This is a genomic window from Nonomuraea sp. NPDC005692, from assembly GCF_040631115.1.
Classification (GTDB): Bacteria; Actinomycetota; Actinomycetes; order Streptosporangiales; family Streptosporangiaceae; genus Nonomuraea.
Genome location: NZ_JBEXYU010000001.1, coordinates 25,191 through 46,545 on the forward strand (window position 1 = coordinate 25,191; position 21,355 = coordinate 46,545).

A 21,355-nucleotide genomic window follows, 5' to 3' on the forward strand; every position below is an offset into this window, starting at 1 on the left:
TGTCAGGATTTGCCGCTCAAGTTATACAGAACGGTCATCAAGGGGTGACGGGCTTGCGGCTGGCGAGCGCGACCCAGACCTGGCCGGGGGCGAAGTTCATCGGCTCGCCGCTCTCAGTGGTGAACGTCGTACCGGTCTCCTCCGATTCCCGTTCCCAGTTGGCCGCGTAGGCTTTGCCGTCGCGCAGCACGACGGCCTTGCCCTTGCCGGTGGTGTGCACGAGCGGGGTGTAGCTCTGGTGGAAGTCGTGGAACTGCGAACGCTCGGTCTTGGTGTACTGCACGACGATCGTGGGCGCGCCGAGCTGGCCGCCCTCGGCCGCCATGTCCTTCTTGCCGTCCTGCCAGATCAGCCACTGCTTCTTGGCCTCCGACCAGGCGAAGGTGAAGCGCGCCGCGGGCCACCTGACGGTGTACGACTTCTTGTCCACGCCGCCCTCGGCGGGCGCGTCGCCGAAGGTGAAGCCGATGTCCTTGGCCTCGGTGGCCTTGGGGGCGCCAGACAGCAGCTTCTTGGTGTTGGCGAACAGGTTGTAGGGGGCGTAGCGGCCCGGCTGGCGGAAGTAGGCGCCGGGGTTGCGGGTGTCGCCCACGTCGTACAGCGGGGCCTTGGCGATGAACGGCAACATCTTGGTCTGCGCGCCGGAGTAGGCGAACGCCGGCTTGCCGAACTGCGGGACGATGTGCAGGTCGGAGATGCGGGCGCTGCGCACCGGGCCCACCTTGGCCGGGATCTTCGAGGAGAAGATCGCCATGAGCCGGGTCAGGCCGGCCTCGACCTGCTCGACGTAGACGACGTCCGCGCTCTTGAGCCCCATCTGGGGCTTGCCCGCGGCGGTGTTCTCGATCTTCACCGCGAGCACCGGCTTGAGCTCCTCGTAGGGCTGCCCGGTGAACGGGTGCCCCTCGGCCTGCTCGGTGGGCTCCTCGGAGGGGGCGGCGGTGGCCGCCTGCGGCGCCTTGCCGGACGCGGGGGGCTCGTCGGACGAGCAGGCCGCGACGGGCCCGAGCACGGCCGCCCCTGCCAGAGTCACCGAGATCATCCGGGATAGCCGCACCTTGCAACAACTCCTCGCCTTTGCCCAGAAATCGGGAGAAGCTTACCGGCCTCCCCACATTTGGTCATTCAGGCGACATAGTTGCGGGCGGATTGTCATCGATCTCGAAGAATTCCGGGAACTCGGTATGCCCGGCCAGCCGCAGCATCCGGGCCAGCCAGCGCCGCTGCGCCGTACGGGTGACCCCGACCGCGTTGTTGTAGAAGCGGCGCGAGTAGACGACCTTGGCCACCGCCGCGTCGAGCTCCTCCAGCAGGTCGCCGCCGCCGGGCGCCTCGGCCAGCTTCTCCCTGAAGCGCTCCTGGTCGGCCGCGGCCCGCAGGGCCCGCGACAGGTCGCTCTCGGCGTGCTCGCGCTCCTCGGGCCCGGCGATCCTGGCCTCGTGGGCGGCGGCGGCCAGCACCAGCGAGGTCGCGGGGTCGAGCAGCCGCGAGCCGGCCAGTTCGAGCACCACGGCCCGGCGCCGCATGAGCGCGGCGTCCAGTGCCTCGCGGGCCAGTTCGAGCCGGATGTGCAGGCGGTCGAGCCGGCCCGCACGCCAGGAGATGTAGACGGCCGTGAGCACGACGACGATGCCCACGATCAGCACGATCATGGTGGATGTCACAGCGGATCCCTACAGGAGCTCTCGGCAGACGGTCACAGGTCCTCCTCCACCCGGCCGGCGCCGCTGGTGGTCACCGTCTCGTAGACGCGCACCACGTCGCGGGCGACCGTGGACCAGTCGTACTTCCTGACCGCCACCAGCGCCTCGGCGGCCAGCTTGGCGCGCCGCTCGGGGGCGTCGAGCAGCGCGGCGGCCTCGCGGGCGAGGGAGGCGGCGTCGCCGTTGGCGAACAGCGCGCCGGCCTGCCCCTCGCCCAGCACCTTGCGGAAGGCCGGGATGTCACTGGCCAGCACCGTCGCCCCCGAGGCCATGGCCTCGGCCAGCACGATGCCGAAGCTCTCGCCCCGGGTGTTGGGGGCGCAGAACACGTCGACCGAGTGGTAGGCGCGGATCTTGTCGGCCTCGCTCACCATGCCGAGCACGGTCACCCGCTCGTGGAAGGGCTTGGGCACCTTGTCGTAGACGTCTTTGGCGTCGCCGGGCCCGGCGATGAGCAGCTTGAGGCCGGGACGCTCGGCGGCCAGCGCGTTGAAGGCGTCGAGCAGGATCGGCAGGCCCTTGCGCTCTTCGTCCATGCGGCCGAGGAAGCCGATCGTGGCGCCGTCGGGGCCCCAGCCGGGCAGCGGCTCGGCCTCGGTGTAGCGGGCCACGGTCACCCCGTTGGGGATCAGCACGGTGTCGCCGCCGAACTGCTCGACCAGGCTCTTGCGCGCCGCGTCGGAGACCGCGATGCGGCCGCTCAGCTTCTCCAGCGCGCTGCGCAGCAGCGGCTCGGCCACCGCGATGGCGCGCGAGCGGGTGAAGGAGGCGTGGAAGGTGGCCACGATCGGCCCCTTGGCCGCCCAGCAGGCCAGCACGCCGAGGCTCGGGATCAGCGGCTCGTGGATGTGCAGCACGTCGAAGTCGCCCGTACGCACCCAGCGCCGCACCCGCGCGGCCGACAGGAACCCGAACGACATCCGGGCCACCGACCCGTTGTAGGGCACCGGCACCGCCCGGCCGGCGCCCGTCACGTACGGGGGCAGCTCGTCGTCGTCGGCGGCGGGCGCGATGACCGAGACCTCGTGCCCCTGCGCCATGAGCGCCTGGGCCAGGTCGTCGATGTGCTGTTTGACCCCGCCGGGCATGTCCCAGGAGTAGGGGCAGACGATGCCGACCTTCATCTCGGCAGGTCCTCCAGCCAGAGCCGCTGCAACATGTGCCAGTCCTCCGGGTGCTCGGCGATGCCCTTCTCGAAGACGTCCGTCATGGCCTGGGCGACGGCCGCCACCTTCTCCTGCCGGGTGCCCTCGGCGGGCACCGGGATCTCCTCGTGGATGTGGATGCCCCAGTCGTCGCCCACGAAGTAGACGGTGGCCGGCAGCAGCGCGGCGCCGGTCTGGACGGCCAGCAGCGGCGGCCCGGCCGGCACCTTGGTGGTGGCGCCGAAGAAGCGCACCTCGATGCCGCTCTTGGTCAGGTCGCGCTCGGCGGGCAGGCAGACCACGCCGCCCTTGCGCACGCGGCCGGCGAGGGTGCCGAAGTTGTGGCCGTCGCCGCCGGTGAGCGGCAGCACCTCCATGCCGAGCCCCTCGCGGAAGGCGACGTAGCGGCGGAACAGCGACTCGGGCCGCAGCCGCTCGGCGACCGTGGTGAACGGGTGGCCGACGCCGACCAGCCAGGCGCCCGCCGCGTCCCAGTTGCCCATGTGCGGCAGGGCCAGCACCACGCCCCGGCCCGTGGCCAGGGTGTCGTGGATGTGCTCGGCCCCGATGACGTGGGTGCGCCGGACGATCTCCGGTCGCGGGATCGAGGGCAGGCGGAAGACCTCGTGGAAGTAGCGGAAGTAGGAGCGCATGCCGGCCCTGCTCAGCTCGCGCAGCTCCGCGCTGCCGGCGTCGATGCCGGTGACCCTGGCCAGGTTGGACTCCAGGCGGCGCACGGACTTGCCGCGCTTGCGCCACACCCGGTCGGCCAGGAGGCGGAAGACGGCCGCCGTGGGCCGCTCGGGCAGCAGCGGGACCAGCTTCCAGCCCGCCGCGAAGCCCGCCGCCACGATGCGGTCGCCGATGGAGGTCTTCTCGCTCATCGCTCCCTCGTCTGCCGGTGGACGTGCACGACCCGCTGCACGACGGTGATGGTGGAGGCCGCCGCCAGCAGCCACATCCCGAGCGGCAGCACGTACGGCACCCCGATCCCCGAGAAGAAGGTCGCGACCAGGGCCACGACCAGCCGCTCAGGACGCTCGGCCAGCCCCACGTCCGCCGTGAGCCCGAGGCCCTCGGCCCTGGCCTTGGCGTAGGAGACCAGGGACCCGGCGACGAGGCAGGCCAGCGTCACGCCGGCCATCAGCGTGTCGCCCGCGGCGACGAAGTAGAGGATCAGGCCGGCGAAGATGGCGGCGTCGGCCACCCGGTCGAGCGTGGAGTCGAGGAAGGCGCCCCAGACGGTGCCCCCCTTGCCGCCGAGCCGGGCCACGACGCCGTCGAGCAGGTCGAACAGCACGAAGACGGTGATGAGCAGCGCCCCCCAGGCCAGCCGGCCCAGCGGGAACAGGAGCAGGGCGGAGATCACCGTGCCGAGGGTGCCGATCGCCGTGACGGCGTTCGGGCCGATCCCGCGGCCGACGAGAGCCCTGCCCAGCGGGGTGAGTATCCGGGTCATGGCCGGTCGCAGGAGTTTGAGCATCGCGGTCCGATCGTAGGCCATCGCGTGAGCGGCCACTTTCTTTGCCCCGCACCCCTTGTGATATTCGCCACAGGGGTATTTGGTGAACACACCGCGTCCATGCGGTTCCTGACACCCTCCGCGCGGGCGCGGCGTTGGATGCACCGACGACGTGGGAGGCGAAGTGGCGGATAGGAACTCCGGCGGAGCCATGGGAGCCGCGGGCAGGGCACCCACGGCCGACAGGGCGGATGCGATACGCAACGTCGTGCTGGTCGGCCACTCAGGAGCGGGCAAGACCACCCTGGTCGAGCAGCTGCTCGCGGCGACGGGCATCGTCCAGCGGCCGGGCCGGGTGGAGGACGGCAACACGGTCAGCGACTTCGACGAGGTCGAGGTGCGCCAGCAGCGGTCGGTCAACCTGGCTCTGGCGCCGCTCGTGCACAACGGCATCAAGATCAACCTGCTCGACACCCCGGGTTACGCCGACTTCGTCGGCGACCTGCGCGCCGGGCTGCGCGCCGCCGACGCCGCCCTGTTCGTCGTGTCGGCCTCCGAGGGGATCGACGGGCTCACGCAGATGCTCTGGGAGGAGTGCGCCCAGGTCGCCATGCCCAGGGCGGTGGTGATCACCAAGATCGACCACCAGCGCGCCGACTTCGACGACGTGCTGGTCACCTGCCAAGACGTCTTCGGCGACGGCGTCGCGCCGCTCTACCTGCCGGTGATCACCAACGGGCACGTCAACGGCCTGATCGGGCTGCTGTCGCAGAAGTTCTACAACTACGCGACCGGCGCCCGCACCGAGAAGGAGCCGGGCGCCGAGTACGAGGCGCAGATCGAGGAGCGGCGCGGCGAGCTGATCGAGGGCATCATCCAGGAGAGCGAGGACGAGTCGCTAATGGAGCGCTACCTGGAGGGCGAGCCCATCGACACCAAGGTCCTGGTGGGCGACCTGGAGAAGGCGGTCGCGCGCGGCAGCTTCTTCCCGGTGTTGTGCAGCGGGCTGGGCAACGGCCACGCGGTGGGCATGACGGAGCTGCTGGAGCTGGTGACCCAGGGCTTCCCCTCGCCGCTGGAACACCCGATGCCCGAGATCACCGACCTGTCCGGCAAGCCGGTCGGCGGCATCGCGTGCGACCCCGACGGCCCGCTCGTGGCCGAGGTCGTCAAGACCACCAGCGACCCGTACGTGGGCCGCATCAGCCTCGTCCGGGTCTTCTCCGGCACGCTGCGCCCGGACATGACCGTGCACGTCTCCGGCCACGGTCTGGCCGACCGCGGGCACGAGGACCACGACGTCGACGAGCGCATCGGCACGCTGACCAGCCCGCTCGGCAAGACCCAGCGCCCGGCGGCCAAGGGCTCGGCCGGGGACATCGTGGCCGTGGCCAAGCTGTCGCGGGCCGAGACCGGCGACACGTTGTCGGAGGTCGACCGTCCGCTGCTGATGACGTCCTGGCAGATGCCCGATCCGCTGCTGCCGGTGGCGATCAGGGCGAAGTCGAAGGCCGACGAGGACAAACTGGCCCAGGCGCTCGGCCGGCTGGTGGCCGAGGACCCGACGCTGCGCCTGGAGAACAACGCCGAGACCAGGCAGCTCGTGCTGTGGTGCATGGGCGAGGCGCACACCGACGTGCTGCTCGACCGCCTGGCCAACCGGCACGGCGTCGAGGTCGAGCGGATCGAGCTGCGGGTGCCGCTGCGCGAGACGTTCGGCGGCAGGTGCCAGGCGATGGGCCGCAACGTCAAGCAGACCGGCGGCCACGGCCAGTACGCGATCTGCCACCTGGAGGTCGAGCCCCTGCCCTCGGGCGGCGGGTTCGAGTTCGTGGACAAGATCGTGGGCGGGGTGGTGCCCCGGCAGTTCATCCCGTCGGTGGAGAAGGGCGTGCGGGCCCAGATGGAGCGCGGCGTGGTGGCCGGCTACCCCATGGTGGACGTGCGCGTGACGCTCTACGACGGAAAGGCCCACTCGGTCGACTCCTCCGACATGGCCTTCCAGATCGCGGGGCAGCTCGCGCTGAAGGAGGCGGCCTCGAAGGTCCCGACCCTGCTGCTGGAGCCGGTGGACGAGCTGTCGGTGCTGGTGGCCGACGACTACGTGGGCTCGGTGATGTCCGACCTGTCCTCGCGGCGCGGGCGCGTGCTCGGCACCGAGCCGGTGGGCACCGGGCGCACGCTGGTCAAGGCCGAGGTGCCCGAGCTGGAGATCACCCGCTACGCCATCGACCTGCGCTCGATGTCGCACGGCACCGGCACGTTCACGCGCACGTTCCTGCGCTACGAGCCGCTGCCGCCGAACCTGGCGAGCAAGGTGGCGGCCACGGAGTGAGCGGCGCAGAGCCGGGAGGGCACCATGTCCCTCCCGGCCCGCACGTTTCATCACCACACCTACCGTTTCGTAACAGAAGCATCACGACTGCATTTCTTTTTTCAGGTCCGATCACGCGGGAGCAGCTGCCAGACTGGGTTGCACTATGCGAACTGGACGCCCACTCCTAGCCGCTGCAGCCCTCGCGGTCGTGACCACCAGCGCCGCCTACGTGTTCGGCCCCGGTGCGACCGAGAGCCCCGCGGCGACCAAGAAGACGACGACCACCGCCCCCGCCACCGCCGAGGCGACGGCGGCCTGCAAGCCCGACCCCCGCTACCCCAAGCGCCAGCTGCGCGGGGTGTGGATCGCGACGGTCAAGAACATCGACTGGCCCTCGCGCGCCGGCCTCGGCCAGGCCCGCCAGAAGGCCGAGTACGTCAAGATCCTCGACAGCGCGGTCAAGCGCAATCTCAACGCCGTCTTCGTCCAGGTCCGGCCCGCCTCCGACGCGCTCTACCGCTCCTCGCTGGAGCCCTGGTCGCAGTACCTGACGGGCACCGCGGGCAAGGACCCGGGCTGGGACCCGCTCCCGTTCCTCATCGAGGAGGCGCACAAGCGCAACCTGGAGTTCCACGCCTGGTTCAACCCCTACCGCGCGGCCGAGAGCGCCGACCTGTCCAAGCTCCCGGCCAACCACCCGGCCCGGCAGCACCGCGACTGGACGGTCAAGTACGGCGGCGGCCTCTACTACAACCCCGGCCTGCCGCAGGTGCGCGAGCACGTCACCAAGGTCATCACCGACGTGGTCAGCCGCTACGACGTCGACGGCGTGCACTTCGACGACTACTTCTACCCCTATCCGGGGGGCGGCGGCACGTTCGACGACAAGGCGGCCTTCGCCAAGTACGGCAAGGACCAGAAACTGGCCGACTGGCGCCGCCACAACGTGAACAAGCTGGTGGCCAAGGTCGACGCGGCCGTCCACGACACGAAGAACCACGTGAAGTTCGGCATCAGCCCGTTCGGCATCTGGCGCAACAAGTCCAACGACCCCGACGGGTCGGCCACGGCCGGCATGTCCGCCTACGACTCGATCTACGCCGACGCCCGCTCCTGGATCGAGGACGGCACGGTCGACTACGTCGCGCCGCAGCTCTACTGGCCGCGCGGCTTCAAGGCGGCCGACTACAAGACGCTGACGGCCTGGTGGGCGGGCGCGGTCGAGGGCACCGACGTCCAGCTCTACATCGGCCAGGCGCTCTACCAAGTCGGCACCAGGACCAACGCCGCCTGGGCCAACCCGGGCGAGCTGTCGGCGCACCTGACGGTGAACCGGCGCTACGAGCAGGTCGACGGCGACATCTACTTCAGCGCCAAGCAGCTCCTGACCAACCCGCTCGGCGCGATCGACCGGGTGGCCAAGGAGCACTACAGCCGTCCGGCGCTGCTGCCGATCATGGAGGACCGCGGCGGCGAGGCCCCCGGCAAGCCGGCCGACGTCAAGGTGAGCGGCTCCACCGTCTCCTGGACGCCGTCCGCGGGGGCGCGGGCCTACGCGGTGTACCGGGTGCCGGAGTCGGGCAAGGACTGCCACACCAGCGACGCCCGCAACCTGGCGGCCGTGGTGACGGCGGCGTCGTACCCGGCCAAGCCGGGCACGTACCTGATCACCTCGCTCGACCGGCAGCACCACGAGAGCAAGCCGGTGAAGGTGAAGGTGGGCAAGGGCTGAGTCCCGTCCCGCCACGCTCCTCCGTCGACGCCACGCCCGGGATCCGGGCGTGGCGTCGCCGTGTTCGCGGCGGGCAGCTCAGCGGCCGGTCCGCTCCCACGCGCGGGCCAGGGCGGCGACCGCCTGGTCGAGGAGGGCGGGCGGCAGGGCGAAGCTGAGGCGCAGGCGGTCGCGGTGGCGGCCGTCCGGGGAGAACAGTGAGCCAGGGGCGACGGCCACGCCCTGCTCGCGGGCGGTGGCGGCGAACCTGTCGGTGTCGGCGCCCGGCAGGCGGGCCCACACCGACAGGCCGCCCTGGGGGCGTGACCAGGTCCACGACGGCAGGCGCGCGGACAGCGCGGCGGTGAAGTGGTCGCGGCGGCGGGCCAGCTCGGCCAGCCAGGCCGGCACGGGGTCGCCGTCGAGGAGGTCGGCGGCCAGCCGCTGGGAGACGGCGCTGGTGGCCAGGTCGGCGTCGAGCTTGGCCTCCAGCAGCCGGGCCAGCAGCGGCTCGGGGGCGGTGAGCCAGCCCACCCGCAGGCCGCCCCACAACACCTTCGACAACGAGCCCACCGTCACCGTGCCGTGCGGATGGGCCAGGGCCAGCGGCCCGGGCGGCGTCCGGCCGTCGAACACCACGGGCGCGAGGGTCCGGTCCTCCACCAGCGGGACGTCCGCCGCGGCGGCCAGCTCGGCCACGTGCCGCAGATCGGCCACGCGGCCGGTCGGGTTGTCCACGGGCAGCGCGTACACGGCGGCCGGACGGTGGCGGGCCAGCGCGTCGCGCACGGCGTCGGGGTCGGTGAGGTCCACGGGCACGGCGTGGGCCCCGGCGCGCCGGAACACGCTGAGCGCGCCACCGTAGGCCGGGTCGCCGACCAGCACGCGGTCGCCGGGCCGCAGCAGCACCCGGGCCGCCAGGTCGATGCCCTGCTGGGCGCCCGAGGTCACCAGGATCTCGCGGTGCGGCCCGGCGTCCAGGGCGGCCAGCACGGCGCGCAGCCGCGAGTCGCCCATGGCGTCGTAGCCGTGGCCGCTCGGCGCGCGCATCAGGGCCGCGGCGTCCAGCGGGGGCACCGCCAGGTGCGAGGGGTCGGGGACGACCGAGGTCGACAGGTCGGCCAGCACCGCGCCGCCCTGGAGCAGGCCGCCGAACGTCGGGACGCCCAGCACGTACGTGCCGCTGCCGTGCCGGCGTTCGCACAGGCCCTCCTCGCACAGGGTGTTGAAGGCGGCGGCGACCGTCCCGCGGCTGAGCCCGACCGCCTGGGCCAGGTCGCGCTCGGAGGGCAGGCGGGTGCCCGGGGCGATGGCGCCGGTCTGGGCCAGGTCGGTCAGCGCGCCCGCGAGTCGCCGGCTGGCCGTGCCCTCGTGGAGCCGGAGCCGGTCGCGGACCAGGGTGACAAGGTTTTCTTCTCTTCCCACGCCACTATTATCCGGTTACTGTGCCACTTATCAATGAATTGGCCTACATCTTGTGATTGTTGGCGGCCATTTACGGAGAGGAGCGGCACGATGCGCGAAGCCGAGCACATCTGGATGGACGGCGAGCTGGTGCCCTGGGGCGAGGCCCGCGTGCACGTCCTGACGCACGCCCTGCACTACGGCACCGCCGTGCTGGAGGGCACCAGGGCCTTCGACACGCCCGAGGGCCCGGCGGTGTTCCGGCTGGACGAGCATCTGCGGCGGCTGGCGCGCAGCGCGCGGATCATCGGGATGCCGCTGCCGTACACGCTGGACGAGCTGCGCGCGGCCACGCTGGCCACGGTCGCGGCCAACGGCCAGTCCTCGTGCTACATCCGCCACCTGGCCCACCGCGGCTACGGAGAGATGGGCGTGGCGGCGCGCGGCTGCCCGACGGTGGTCTCGATCGCGTCGTGGGAGTGGGGCGCGCTGCTGGAGGCGGGCGTGCGGCTGATGACCAGCTCGTGGCAGCGCAACGACCACCGCGTGACGCCGACCGCGGCCAAGGCCACCGGCCCCTACCTGAACTCGGTGATGGCCAAGTCCGAGGCCATGCAGGCGGGCTTCGACGAGGCGGTGCTGCTGAACGCGGCCGGCAACGTCAGCGAGTGCACCGGCGCCAACGTCTTCGTCGTGCGCGACGGCGTCCTGACCACGCCTCCGCCGCACGCCGGCGCGCTGGAGGGCATCACGCAGGACACCGTCGCGCGGCTGGCCGTCGACCTCGGGCTGACGGTCACCAGGGAGGATCTGCTGCGCACCGACCTGTACACGGCCGACGAGATCTTCGTCTGCGGCACGGCGGCCGGGATCGTGCACGTCAGCGCGGTCGACCACTGCGAGTTCGGCGGCCCCGGGCCGGTCACCGGCAAGCTGGCCGACGCCTACGAGGCGGCCGTGCACGGGCGCGACGACCGTTACCGCCACTGGCTGACCCCCGTGCGCGGCTGACGGACCGCGCCCGCCGCCGCCCGTGAGAAGGTAGGGGAACCGGTGGCGCCGGATCGCGACGTGCTCTAGCGTGCCACGGACGTCATCGAACGCGGGAGGTCGTCGGGGTGAGGCGCGCGCTCGTGGTGCTGGCCGTTCTGGCCGGTTCCGTACTGCTCGGCCTGCAGGGCACGGCCACGGCCGGCGGCTCGGCTCCCGGCGCGGGCAGGGTGGCGCTCATCGGCGTCTCCGGTCTCGCCTGGGACGACGTCAACCAGGCCGACGCGCCCAACCTGTGGGAGCTGACGCGCGGCAGCGCGATCGGCTCGCTGTCGGTGCGCACGGTCAGCAACATCACCTGCCCCTACGACGGCTGGCTCACGGTGTCGGCCGGCACCAGATCGGCCGCCGGATACGCCTGCGGCGCCCCTCCCGCCCCCGAGACCCGGGGCGCGGGCGCGGCCATCCCCGACTACCGCTACCTCATCGACGTGGCCGGGCAGCGCAACGCCGGCACGCTGGGCGAGGCGCTGAAGGCGGCGGGCCGGTGCTCGATCGCGATCGGCCCGGGCGCCGCCCTCGGGCTGGCCGACCGGCAGGGCGCGGTGCAGCGCTACCACGCCTCCCCCCTCCAGGTCCGCACGGCCGACCTGGAGCAGTGCCCGCTGATCGCCATGGACGTCGACGACCTCGTCCACCCCTACCTGGCCAGCGGCAAGCTGCCCAAGGTGCCCGAGCAGCTCGGCCCCAAGGAGCGCCGCGACGCGCTGCGCCTGGCCGACGCCAAGGCCGGCGCGCTGCTGTCGATCCTGCCGCCCGGCACCACCGTGCTGCTCGCGGGCCTGTCCGACCATGGTTCTGTGCCCCACCTGCGGGTGGCCGCGCTGCGTGAGCCGGGGGCGCAGGGGCGCTTGCTGGGCGCGGCCTCCACCCGCCGTGCCGACATCTCGATCCTGCCCGACCTGACCGCGACCGTGCTCTCCCGGCTCGGCGTGCCGGCGCCGGCCACGGTCGTCGGGGTGCCGCTGCAGGTGGGCGAGGCCGGCGCGACGATCGACCGGCTGCGCCGGGCCGACTCGACCGCGCAGGCCATCCGGTCGGTCAAGGGCGTCTACTTCACCGTCGTGGCGGTGTTGCAGGTGCTGTTCTACGTGGTCGCGTTCCTGCTGCTGCGGCGGCGCAGGGGCCTGTCGCCGGTACGCCTGGCCGCGGTCGCGCTGGCCGCCCTGCCGGTGTCCAGCTACCTGGTCAACCTGCTGCCCTGGTCGACCCTGCCGCAACTGGTCGCCGGGGTGCTGGGCTGGGTCGTCGCGGTCACCGCGCTGGCCTTCGGCGGGCCCTGGCGGCGCCGTCCGCTCGGCCCGCTCGCCGTGGTGGCCGGCATCACCGCGCTCACGCTCGCCGGCGACCTGCTGACGGGCACGACGTTGCAACTCAACAGCGTCATGGGCTACAGCGCCGAGGTCGGGGCCCGCTACTACGGCCTGGGCAACATCCCGTTCGCGCTGCTGGCCACCGGCACGCTGCTGGCCACCACCGTGATCGCCCACCGCTGGCCGGGGCGGCTCGGGGTGGCCGCGATCGTGGTGCTCGGGGCGTTCGCGATGGTGCTGGGCGGCTCGGGCATGGGCAGCGACTTCGGCGGCGTGATCGCGTTCGTGCCGGGCATCGCGGTGACCGCGCTACTGGTGGCCGGCAAGCGGGTCTCGATCGTGAAGCTGGGGGCGTTCTGCGTGGCCGGGGCGGTGATCGTGATGACGTTCGCCGTGCTCAACTACCTGCGTCCGCCCGACGAGCAGACGCACCTGGGCAGGTTCGTGGGCCAGGTGCTCAGCGGCGAGGCGTTCGAGGTGATCTTCCGCAAGCTCCAGGCCATGCTGGCCACGCTGCTCAGCCCCAACCTCATGCCCATCGTGATCGCGGCCGTGGCCTTCCTCGTCTACGCGATCCTGCGGCCCGAGCAGGCCAGCGCGGGCGTGGTGCCCGCGGCGTTCCGCCACTCCCCCGCCCTGCGGGCCGGCCTGATCGGCACGATGGTCAGCGGGGTGATCGGGATGCTGGTCAACGACTCGGGCGCCGCGGTGTTGTCGATGGCTCTGGCGCTGGCCGTGCCGCTGCTGCTCGCGGCGGGCATCGGCGCGCTCGGCCGCGAACAGCCGGCCGAGGCACCCGCCACCGCCCACCTGGCCCGTACGGCCGACTAGCGCGCTGATCGCATACGTTCGCCGGATCGGTGGTCGCTCCGTTCGCCCTGGGAGCGCCCTGTGTTTCTGGGGGCGGTGTCATGCAAAAAACGATTGCCTGGGAGCCCAGAGCTCATGTTGGCTGACCCGCATGGCTGAACTGCGTACCGATCGTCTCGTCCTGCGCCGATGGCGTGACTCCGACCTTGAACCGTGGGCGGCCATGAACGCCGATCCCGAGGTACGGGAGCACTTGGGCGGCCTGCTCACCCGCGAACAGAGCGATGCCTCCGTGTCGCGCTTTCAGGCCGAGTTCGACCAGCGAGGCTACGGGTGGTGGGCGGTCGAGGTGGAGGCCACGGGCGAGTTCATCGGCTTCGCAGGCTTGGACGAAGTGGACGACCACATGCCGTTCACGGGAGTGGAGATCGGCTGGCGGCTCGCCCGCTCGGCCTGGGGCCATGGCTACGCCACCGAGGCTGCGCTGACAGTCCTGGCCCACGGCTTCGACGCTCTTGAGCTTCCCGAGATCCTCGCTGTCACGACCGCCACCAACCTTCGTTCCCAGGCGGTGATGCGCCGGATCGGCATGACCCGGGACCCGGCCGACGACTTCGACGACCCCACCGAGCCCGAAGGGCCACTGCGTCCGAACGTGCTGTACCGCATCGCCCGAAGTGCGAGCATCTGACGTTCTCCACCAGGGTCGTCCGATCAGGCTGCGGCGGAGAGGGGGCGTCTCCTTGTCAGCCCGCACCAGCTGGGCGATCACCGGAACATGGTTCCGGCCGGCCGAGGCCGGCAGCGTCATCGCGCGCCGAACCCGTGTTGCCCCGCCGCACGATCCGCGGCAGCTTCATGCGGTCAGAGCACCGCGGCGGGCGCCGGGTCAGCGTCCGGCCTGCAGGTGACGCCGCAGCACCATGAGAACGACCAGCGCGGCGGGCACGGCCAGCGCGAAGCCGGTGACCATGCCGACGCCGAGCCCGACGGCCTCCTGGAGCCAGCCCAGAGCCGCGTACAGCGCTCCCGCCGCAGCGGCGGACACCCCGAGAACCATCCCCGCGGCGCTCGCCGGCTCGCCAGGCGCCAGATCCTGCGCGATGACGACGGTGACCGGGCTGCCGACGTACAGCAGGGCGCCGGCCAGCGCGGCGGCGAGGAAGTAGGGAACGCCGCCCGGTTCGAGCGTCACGATCGCGATCAGCGGCACCGGCGCGGCGGCGAGCGAGCCGATCAGCGCGCGCCGGCGGCCGACCCGCGGCGCGAGCACGCCACCGAGCAGCGCGCCAAGCCCCGCGGCCAGCGAGAACACGGCGAGCGTCCAGCCGAGCAGCCCGGCGTCTGCCGCCACACCGTGCTCACGGACCAGCCAGAGGGGCATCGAGCTGGTGAAGGTCACGAAGGCCAGGCTCGCCAGGGTCGTGGCCAGGGTGAGCCCACCGATGGGACCGCGCAGCAGCCCGAACCGGAAGAGCGTCCGCAGGGGACGGCGGCCGTGCGGCTCCCAGTCAGGCATTAGCAGGAAGACCAGGGGGCACGCCTCAAGCCGGACGCGCTCGCGGCACGCCTCAAGCCCGACGCACTCGCGGCACGCCTCAAGCCCGACGCGCTCGGAGCCGGGCACGCTCGGAGCCCGGCGAGGTCAGCGCTCGTCGGGGCGGTGCCGGGTGGTGGCTGCGCCTAGAACACGACCTAGTCCGTCCAGGCGTCGGCCAGGAGTTGCCGGGTGTCGTGCAGGAGCTGGGGCAGCACCTTCGTCTGCGCCACGACCGGCATGAAGTTCGTGTCGCCGCCCCACCTCGGCACCACGTGCTGGTGCAGGTGGGCGGCGATGCCGGCGCCCGCGACCTGGCCCAGGTTCATGCCCACGTTGAAGCCCTGCGCGCCGCTGGCCTTGCGCAGCGCGCGCAGCGACCGCTGGGTGAAGTCGCCCAGCTCGGCGACCTCGGCCGGGGTCAGCTCGTCGTAGCCGGACACATGCCGGAAGGGCACGACCATCAGGTGGCCGGAGTTGTACGGGTAGAGGTTGAGGACGGCGTAGACGACCTCTCCCCTGGCCACGATCAGGCCGTCCTCGTCGCTCATCCGGGGGATCTCGTCGAACGGGCAGCCGTCGCCCGGCCCGGTGCCCGTCGGCTTGTTCTCGCCCTTGATGTAGGCCATGCGATGCGGGGTCCACAGTCGCTGGAAGTTGTCGGGTGCCCCGGCCCCTGCCTGATCGTGCATACCAAGCAGCATAGGACCCCGCGCGGAGGGCCCGCTCTTCCGGCGTGATCCCCGGCCCTCGACGGCGGGCCTAGGGTGTGGGCATGGCACAGCGACTCGAACCCATGCCCGCCGACTGGCAGCGCGCCCTGGCCGTCGTGGCCCACCCCGACGACCTGGAGTACGGCTGCGCCGCCGCCGTCGCCACCTGGACCGACGCCGGGCGCGAGGTCTCCTACCTGATCGCCACCCGCGGCGAGGCGGGCATCGACACCCTCGACCCCGCCGCGTGCGGGCCGGTGCGCGAGCGCGAGGAGCAGGCCAGCGCCGCCGTGGTGGGGGTGACCACCGTGGAGTTCCTCGACCACGCCGACGGGGTCGTCGAGTACGGGACGGCGCTCAGGAGGGACATCGCCGCCGCCATCCGCAGGCACCGCCCGGAGCTGGTGATCACCCTCAATCCCGACGACACGTGGGGCGGCACGTTCTGGAACACGCCCGACCACCGGGCCGTGGGCCGGGCGGTGCTGGACGCCGCCGGAGACGCCGGAAATCGCTGGATATTTCCTGACACCGACGCCGCGCCCTGGAACGGCGTGCGCTGGGTCGCCGTCGCCGGCTCCAACTCCCCCACCCACGCCGTGGACGTCACCGACGGGCTGGAGCGGGGCGTGCGGTCGCTGCTGGAGCACCGCGCCTACATCGAGGCCCTCACCGACCAGGCCCCGGAGGTCTACGCCCGCGAGCTGATCGAGGGCTCCGCGCGGGAGGCCGGCGAACGCTTCGGCGGCCGTCCGGCAGTAGCCTTCCGCCTGTTCCCCCGCTGACCTCCGGCCGGGGCCCGAGCCGCCCGGAGAACAGCTCAGGCCGGGAAGGCTTCCGGCCCGGCCGGAGACGGCGGGTCAGGGAACACCGGTCCCGGCCGGGCCGGGACCGGCGGGTCACACCTGGACGCGGCGCTCCACGGCGTTGACGATCTCGGCGATGGCCTCCTCGACGGGCACGCCGTTCTTCTGCTCGCCGTTGCGGTAACGGAAGGACACCGCGCCGTTGGCGATGTCGTCGTCACCGGCCAGCAGCATGTACGGGACCTTCGCCTTCTGCGCGTTGCGGATCTTCTTCTGCATGCGGTCGTCGGCCGCGTCGACCTCGACCCTGATGCCCCGCTCGCGCAGCCGCTTGGCGACGTCCTGGAGGTAGGGCACGTGGGCGTCGGCGATCGGGATGCCGACCACCTGCACCGGCGCCAGCCACGCGGGGAACGCCCCGGCGTAGTGCTCGACCAGGACACCGAAGAAGCGCTCGACCGAGCCGAACAGCGCCCGGTGGATCATGACCGGCTGCTGCCGGGAGCCGTCGGCCGCCTGGTACTGCAGGTCGAACAGCTCGGGCAGGTTGAAGTCGAGCTGGATGGTGGACATCTGCCAGGTGCGGCCGATGGCGTCGCGCACCTGGACGGAGATCTTCGGCCCGTAGAAGGCCGCGCCGCCCGGGTCCATCACCAGATGGAGGTTCTCGGCCTCGGCCACCTCGCGCAGCGTCGTGGTGGCCTCCTCCCACACCTCGTCGGAGCCGACGAACTTCTCCGGGTCCTTGGTGGACAGCTCGAGGTAGAAGTCCTCCAGGCCGTAGTCGCGCAGCAGGTCGAGGACGAAGCGCAGCAGCGAGGTCAGCTCGTCGCGCATCTGCTCGCGGCTGCAGTAGATGTGGGCGTCGTCCTGGGTCAGGCCGCGCACCCGGGTCAGGCCGTGGACCACGCCGGACTTCTCGTAGCGGTAGACCGTGCCGAACTCGAACAGCCGCAGCGGCAGCTCGCGGTAGGACCGCCCGCGCGCCCTGAAGATCAGGTTGTGCATCGGGCAGTTCATCGGCTTGAGGTAGTAGCGGGCGCCCTCCAGCTCCATGGGCGGGAACATCCCGTCCTTGTACCAGTCGAGGTGGCCCGAGACCTGGTAGAGGCTCTCCTTGGTGATGTGCGGGGTGTTGACGAACTCGTAGCCGGCCTCCTCGTGCCTGCGCCGCGAGTAGTCCTCCATCACCTTGCGGATCACGCCGCCCTTGGGGTGGAAGACCGCCAGGCCAGAGCCCAGCTCGTCGGGGAAGGAGAACAGGTCGAGCTCGGCGCCGAGCCTGCGGTGGTCGCGCCGCTCGGCCTCCTCCAGCCTCTTCAGGTATTCGTCCTGCTTGTCGCGGGACTCCCAGGCGGTGCCGTAGATGCGCTGGAGCTGCGGGTTCTTCTCGCTGCCGCGCCAGTAGGCGCCGCCGGAGCGCATGAGCTTGAACGCCGGGATCGACCGGGTGGAGGGCACGTGCGGCCCCCGGCACAGGTCTTTCCAGCACAGCTCGCCGCTCTTGGGGTCGAGGTTGTCGTAGATCGTCAGCTGCCCGGCCCCGACCTCGACGCTCTCCTCGTCGGCCGCGCCGCCCTTGAGCCCGATCAGCTCCAGCTTGTACGGCTCGCCGGCCAGCTCCTCGCGCGCCTGCTCGTCGCTGACGGCCCGGCGGGAGAACAGCTGCCCCTGCTTGACGATCTCCCGCATGCGCTTCTCGACGCGCTTGAGGTCGTCGGGGTTGAACGCCTGCTTGACGTCGAAGTCGTAGTAGAAGCCGTTCTCCACGGGCGGGCCGATGCCCAGCTTGGCCTCGGGGAACAGCTCCTGCACCGCCTGGGCCATGACGTGCGCGGTGGAGTGGCGGACGATGGCCCGGCCGTCCTCGCTGGAGACCTCGATCGGTTCGACCACGTCGTCCTGGGCCAGCGGGTGGGCGAGGTCGCGCGGCTCGCCGTTGACCCGGGCCGCGATGACGGTGCGGCCGTCGGCCTCCAGTGCCTCACCGGCCGTCGTGCCGGCCGCGACCACACGCTCGGCTCCGGCGAGGGTGATGCGTAGCTCGGCTGACACGGTGTCTCCCTTGGATCGCGCTCGATGCCCGGCACCGAGGCTGGTTCGATGGTGAACACCGATGCTATCGCGGGTGAAACCCCAGCCTTGTCAGGTCCTGGCGGGTGCCGTGGAAGAGGTTCCGGTCGAGCGGACTGCTGGCATATTGGTGAATTGTCCAGTCGCGCCACGGCGGCGGCACGAGGGGTTCGCCGCGCGGCCTCTCCGGGGAGGCGATCCACAGCGGGTAGTCGGCCAGGCCGGCGCAGTTCCCCGAGCGGGCGAACCAGTGGAAGGTGTAGATGAAGGGCCGCAGGCCGGCGTGCCGCTCGACGTGGTGGCACCAGCGGCGCGCGTACCTGGCGACCTGCTCCGGGCGCTGCCCGTCGCCGGTCTCCAGGTCGAGCGCCACCAGATCGCCCCTGCGCAGGCCGCCCGCCGACCTGAGCACCGCCAGGAAGTGCCGGGCGTGCTCGATCGGGTCGCCCTTGGGCCTGGCGAAGTGGTACGCGCCGCACACCAGCCAGCTCTCCCGCATTCCCGACCAGTTGCGGGCGAACCACCGGTCGGTCCAGTCGCCGCCCTCGGTGGCCTTGGCGAAGGCGAAGGAGACCCCGGCCTCGGCATGACCGGCCCAGTCGACGGAGCCCTGCCAGTTCGACACGTCTATGCCATGCAGCAAGCGCTTCATCTTGCGGGAGTTTATTGAGATGTCCCCCTATGAACCCTTCGACGCGCCGATGAGCAGCTCACGGGTGCGTTCCCGCTCGGCGAAGGTCGCGCCGACGAAGTCGGTCACCCCGGCCTGGCGCAGCCGTTCGAGCTGGGCGAGCACCGACTCCTCGTCGCCGACGACCGCGACGTTCCCGGGCCCGGCGGCGCCCTCGCGGTCGAGCATGGCCCGGTAGGAGGGCAGCGTGCCGTAGACGGCGAAGATCTCGTTGGCGCGCTCGACCGCGGCGGCGGGGTCGTCGGTGACGCAGACGGGCAGCGCGCAGACGATCCGCGGCGCCGGGCGGCCCGCCTCCGCGGCGGCGGCGGTGATGGTCGGGGCGACGTGCTCGGCCACCGTCTTCGGGCCGGTCATCCACAACACCGTGCCGTCGGCCACCGTGCCGGCCAGCTTCAGCATGCGCGGGCCGAGGGCGGCGATGAGCACCGGGAAGCCCGCGCCCGGCGTGGTGAGCCGCACGTCGGCCCTGATCGTCTCGCCCGCCGCCTTGACCTGCTCGCCCCGGCTGGCCGGGAGCAGCACGTCGAGGTACTCCTTCATGTGGCGGTAGGGACGCTCGAAGCTGAGGCCGAACATGTGCTCGATGACGACCTGGTGCGACAGACCGATGCCGAGCGCCAGGCGGCCGCCGAGCGCGGCGTTGGCCGTCATCGCCTGCTGGGCCAGGGCCGCCGGGTGCCGCGGGTAGGTGGGCACGACGGAGGTGCCGAGCTCGATGCCGGGCACCTGGGCGCCGGCCACGGCCAGCGCGGTGAGGGCGTCGAGGCCGAAGATGTGGGACAGCCAGGCGGAGGCGAAGCCGTCCTCGGCCGCCTGGGCGATCTCGTCGCGCAGCGCGCCGAGCGGGTCGGGCCCTTGCCGTTCATTCAGGAAATATCCGAAACGCATGGAAACAGAACTCCATTCTGGAGGCAGACGCGCCTGTATCTTCCCACGCTCCCGGGCGCGCTCACCCGTACGAAGGGGGCGGATTTGTAAAGTGGCCTCATGACGCACGATCGCGCAGGACAGCCCGCCCAGCCCGCCGACCTGGTCGACGTCGCCCGGCTGGTGACCTCCTACTACGCCCTGCACCCCGACCCCGCCGAGGTGGCGCAGCGGGTGGCGTTCGGCACGTCGGGCCACCGCGGGTCCTCGCTGCGGACGGCCTTCAACGAGGACCACATCCTGGCCACCAGCCAGGCCATCTGCGAATACCGCGCCTCCCAGGGCACCGACGGGCCGCTGTTCCTGGGCATCGACACGCACGCGCTGTCCGAGCCCGCCCGCGTGTCGGCGCTGGAGGTGTTCGCGGCCAACGGGGTCGAGGTGCTGATCGACTCCCGCGACGGCTACACGCCGACCCCCGCCGTCTCGCACGCCGTCCTGCGGCACAACCGGGGCCGCGCGTCCGGGCTCGCCGACGGCGTGGTGGTGACGCCCTCGCACAACCCGCCCTCCGACGGCGGCTTCAAGTACAACCCGCCGCACGGCGGCCCCGCCGACACCGACGCCACCTCCTGGATCCAGGACCGCGCCAACCAGCTGCTGGCCGACGGCATGAAGGGGGTGTCCCGGATCTCCTACGCCAAGGCCCTCGACGCGGCCGGCCGCTACGACTTCCTCGGCACGTACGTCGACGACCTGCCGTCCGTGGTCGACCTCGACGCGATCAGGTCGGCCGGGGTGCGCATCGGGGCCGATCCGCTGGGCGGGGCGAGCGTGGCCTACTGGGGCGAGATCGCCGAGCGCCACCGCCTCGACCTGACCGTGGTCAACCCGCTGGTCGACCCCACCTGGCGGTTCATGACGCTCGACTGGGACGGCAAGATCCGCATGGACTGCTCGTCGCCGTACGCGATGGCGTCGCTGATCGCGCAGCGCGACAAGTACGACATCGCCACCGGCAACGACGCCGACGCCGACCGCCACGGCGTCGTCACCCCCGACGGCCTGATGAACCCCAACCACTACCTGGCCGTCGCCATCTCCTACCTGTACGCCCACCGCGAAGGCTGGCCCGCCGCGGCGGGGGTCGGCAAGACGATGGTGAGCAGCGGCGTCATCGACCGGGTCGCCGCCTCGCTCGGGCGCCGCCTCTACGAGGTGCCGGTCGGTTTCAAGTGGTTCGTCCCCGGGCTGCTCGACGGCTCGCTCGGGTTCGGCGGCGAGGAGAGCGCGGGGGCCTCGTTCCTGCGGCGCGACGGCTCCCCCTGGTCCACCGACAAGGACGGCCTCATCCTCGCCCTGCTGGCCTCGGAGATCCTGGCGGTCACCGGCGAGTCGCCGAGCGCGCACTACCGCCGCCTGACCGAGCGGTTCGGCGAGCCCGCCTACGCCCGGGTCGACGCGCCCGCCACCCGCGAGGAGAAGGCGGTGCTGGCCAAGCTGTCGGCCGACCAGGTGACGGCGTCGTCACTGGCCGGCGAGCCGATCACGGCGGTGCAGACCGCGGCCCCCGGCAACGGCGCGGCGCTCGGCGGTGTGAAGGTCTCGACGGACAACGCCTGGTTCGCCGCCCGCCCGTCGGGCACCGAGGACGTCTACAAGATCTACGCCGAGTCCTTCAAGGGCCCCGACCACCTGGCCAAGGTGCAGGAGGAGGCCCGCTCGCTGGTCTCGGCCGCGCTGGGCTGAG

At 71.9% G+C, this 21,355-nt stretch carries 18 protein-coding genes; 7 read left to right on the forward strand and 11 right to left on the reverse strand.

Features of this window, described 5'->3' with window-relative positions:
- Window positions 1-37: 37 nt before the first annotated feature.
- The 5 genes from ABZ459_RS00115 to pgsA form a co-directional block, all read right to left on the reverse strand.
- Window positions 38-1,042: a DUF3048 domain-containing protein gene (locus tag ABZ459_RS00115; RefSeq protein WP_357964095.1), complete on the reverse strand. Its 1,005-nt coding sequence runs from the start codon at window positions 1,040-1,042 to the stop codon at window positions 38-40.
- Window positions 1,043-1,121: 79 nt separating this feature from the next.
- Window positions 1,122-1,664, reverse strand: a complete 543-nt coding sequence (locus ABZ459_RS00120) for a hypothetical protein (protein WP_357964097.1) — start codon at window positions 1,662-1,664, stop codon at window positions 1,122-1,124.
- 32 nt (window positions 1,665-1,696) lie between these two features.
- Window positions 1,697-2,827 carry a glycosyltransferase family 4 protein gene (locus tag ABZ459_RS00125; RefSeq protein WP_352361402.1) on the reverse strand — a complete coding sequence of 377 codons (1,131 nt, stop codon included), beginning with the start codon at window positions 2,825-2,827 and terminating at the stop codon, window positions 1,697-1,699.
- Window positions 2,824-3,732 (reverse strand): phosphatidylinositol mannoside acyltransferase, encoded by a 909-nt coding sequence (locus ABZ459_RS00130; protein WP_357964099.1) that lies wholly within the window; start codon window positions 3,730-3,732, stop codon window positions 2,824-2,826. Before ABZ459_RS00130 ends, ABZ459_RS00125 begins: the two co-directional genes overlap by 4 nt.
- On the reverse strand, window positions 3,729-4,331 hold the full coding sequence (gene pgsA / locus ABZ459_RS00135; protein ID WP_357964100.1) for a phosphatidylinositol phosphate synthase: 603 nt from the start codon (window positions 4,329-4,331) through the stop codon (window positions 3,729-3,731). The genes ABZ459_RS00130 and pgsA overlap by 4 nt, the downstream gene beginning before the upstream one ends.
- Before the next feature lie 163 nt (window positions 4,332-4,494).
- Between pgsA and ABZ459_RS00140 the strand changes: the two genes are divergently transcribed.
- Together ABZ459_RS00140 and ABZ459_RS00145 are read left to right on the forward strand one after the other, a co-directional pair.
- Window positions 4,495-6,645, forward strand: a complete 2,151-nt coding sequence (locus ABZ459_RS00140; RefSeq protein ID WP_357964102.1) for an elongation factor G-like protein EF-G2 — start codon at window positions 4,495-4,497, stop codon at window positions 6,643-6,645.
- 190 nt (window positions 6,646-6,835) lie between these two features.
- Window positions 6,836-8,359 carry a family 10 glycosylhydrolase gene (locus tag ABZ459_RS00145; RefSeq protein ID WP_357964104.1) on the forward strand — a complete coding sequence of 508 codons (1,524 nt, stop codon included), beginning with the start codon at window positions 6,836-6,838 and terminating at the stop codon, window positions 8,357-8,359.
- Between the two features lie 78 nt (window positions 8,360-8,437).
- On the opposite strand, the gene ABZ459_RS00150 is transcribed toward ABZ459_RS00145, so the two are convergent.
- Entirely contained in the window at window positions 8,438-9,763 is a 1,326-nt protein-coding gene (locus ABZ459_RS00150) for a PLP-dependent aminotransferase family protein (protein WP_357964106.1), read from the reverse strand.
- A 90-nt stretch (window positions 9,764-9,853) separates the two neighbouring features.
- On the opposite strand from ABZ459_RS00150, the gene ABZ459_RS00155 reads away from it, so the two are divergent.
- The 3 genes from ABZ459_RS00155 to ABZ459_RS00165 all read left to right on the forward strand — a co-directional run bounded on the left by ABZ459_RS00155 (window position 9,854) and on the right by ABZ459_RS00165 (window position 13,606).
- A complete protein-coding gene (locus ABZ459_RS00155; protein WP_357964108.1) occupies window positions 9,854-10,753 on the forward strand; it encodes a branched-chain amino acid transaminase in 900 nt (299 codons plus the stop codon).
- 107 nt (window positions 10,754-10,860) lie between these two features.
- On the forward strand, window positions 10,861-12,936 hold the full coding sequence (locus tag ABZ459_RS00160) for a hypothetical protein (RefSeq protein ID WP_357964109.1): 2,076 nt from the start codon (window positions 10,861-10,863) through the stop codon (window positions 12,934-12,936).
- 130 nt (window positions 12,937-13,066) lie between these two features.
- Complete coding sequence (locus ABZ459_RS00165) at window positions 13,067-13,606, forward strand: GNAT family N-acetyltransferase (protein WP_357964110.1); 540 nt, start codon at window positions 13,067-13,069, stop codon at window positions 13,604-13,606.
- Between the two features lie 198 nt (window positions 13,607-13,804).
- Here ABZ459_RS00165 and ABZ459_RS00170 read toward each other — a convergent pair whose 3' ends face one another.
- Both ABZ459_RS00170 and ABZ459_RS00175 read right to left on the reverse strand, forming a co-directional pair.
- Complete coding sequence (locus tag ABZ459_RS00170; RefSeq protein ID WP_357964112.1) at window positions 13,805-14,434, reverse strand: MFS transporter; 630 nt, start codon at window positions 14,432-14,434, stop codon at window positions 13,805-13,807.
- A gap of 176 nt (window positions 14,435-14,610) precedes the next feature.
- A complete protein-coding gene (locus ABZ459_RS00175) occupies window positions 14,611-15,144 on the reverse strand; it encodes an HIT domain-containing protein (RefSeq protein WP_357964114.1) in 534 nt (177 codons plus the stop codon).
- A gap of 83 nt (window positions 15,145-15,227) precedes the next feature.
- Here ABZ459_RS00175 and ABZ459_RS00180 point away from each other — a divergent pair, with 83 nt between their 5' ends.
- Window positions 15,228-15,950, forward strand: a complete 723-nt coding sequence (locus ABZ459_RS00180; RefSeq protein WP_357964116.1) for a PIG-L deacetylase family protein — start codon at window positions 15,228-15,230, stop codon at window positions 15,948-15,950.
- A gap of 114 nt (window positions 15,951-16,064) precedes the next feature.
- On the opposite strand, the gene thrS is transcribed toward ABZ459_RS00180, so the two are convergent.
- The 3 genes from thrS to ABZ459_RS00195 all read right to left on the reverse strand — a co-directional run bounded on the left by thrS (window position 16,065) and on the right by ABZ459_RS00195 (window position 19,626).
- Window positions 16,065-18,026: a threonine--tRNA ligase gene (gene thrS, locus ABZ459_RS00185; RefSeq protein ID WP_357964118.1), complete on the reverse strand. Its 1,962-nt coding sequence runs from the start codon at window positions 18,024-18,026 to the stop codon at window positions 16,065-16,067.
- A gap of 64 nt (window positions 18,027-18,090) precedes the next feature.
- A complete protein-coding gene (locus ABZ459_RS00190; protein WP_357964120.1) occupies window positions 18,091-18,696 on the reverse strand; it encodes a glycoside hydrolase family 25 protein in 606 nt (201 codons plus the stop codon).
- 27 nt (window positions 18,697-18,723) lie between these two features.
- A complete protein-coding gene (locus tag ABZ459_RS00195) occupies window positions 18,724-19,626 on the reverse strand; it encodes an LLM class F420-dependent oxidoreductase (protein ID WP_357964122.1) in 903 nt (300 codons plus the stop codon).
- A 99-nt stretch (window positions 19,627-19,725) separates the two neighbouring features.
- Between ABZ459_RS00195 and pgm the strand changes: the two genes are divergently transcribed.
- Entirely contained in the window at window positions 19,726-21,354 is a 1,629-nt protein-coding gene (gene pgm / locus ABZ459_RS00200; protein WP_357964124.1) for a phosphoglucomutase (alpha-D-glucose-1,6-bisphosphate-dependent), read from the forward strand.
- The last annotated feature ends 1 nt before the right edge of the window (window position 21,355 follow it).

Bases quoted from the DNA above. Each gene is read 5' to 3' on its own strand.
- pgm (WP_357964124.1), top strand. From the start codon at position 19,726: ATGACGCACGATCGCGCAGGACAGCCCGCCCAGCCCGCCGACCTGGTC.
- ABZ459_RS00130 (WP_357964099.1), bottom strand. From the start codon at position 3,732: ATGAGCGAGAAGACCTCCATCGGCGACCGCATCGTGGCGGCGGGCTTC.
- ABZ459_RS00115 (WP_357964095.1), bottom strand. From the start codon at position 1,042: ATGATCTCGGTGACTCTGGCAGGGGCGGCCGTGCTCGGGCCCGTCGCG.
- ABZ459_RS00170 (WP_357964112.1), bottom strand. From the start codon at position 14,434: ATGCCTGACTGGGAGCCGCACGGCCGCCGTCCCCTGCGGACGCTCTTC.
- ABZ459_RS00190 (WP_357964120.1), bottom strand. From the start codon at position 18,696: ATGAAGCGCTTGCTGCATGGCATAGACGTGTCGAACTGGCAGGGCTCC.
- ABZ459_RS00175 (WP_357964114.1), bottom strand. From the start codon at position 15,144: ATGCACGATCAGGCAGGGGCCGGGGCACCCGACAACTTCCAGCGACTG.
- ABZ459_RS00155 (WP_357964108.1), top strand. From the start codon at position 9,854: ATGCGCGAAGCCGAGCACATCTGGATGGACGGCGAGCTGGTGCCCTGG.
- ABZ459_RS00165 (WP_357964110.1), top strand. From the start codon at position 13,067: ATGGCTGAACTGCGTACCGATCGTCTCGTCCTGCGCCGATGGCGTGAC.
- pgsA (WP_357964100.1), bottom strand. From the start codon at position 4,331: ATGCTCAAACTCCTGCGACCGGCCATGACCCGGATACTCACCCCGCTG.
- ABZ459_RS00195 (WP_357964122.1), bottom strand. From the start codon at position 19,626: ATGCGTTTCGGATATTTCCTGAATGAACGGCAAGGGCCCGACCCGCTC.
- ABZ459_RS00180 (WP_357964116.1), top strand. From the start codon at position 15,228: ATGGCACAGCGACTCGAACCCATGCCCGCCGACTGGCAGCGCGCCCTG.
- ABZ459_RS00125 (WP_352361402.1), bottom strand. From the start codon at position 2,827: ATGAAGGTCGGCATCGTCTGCCCCTACTCCTGGGACATGCCCGGCGGG.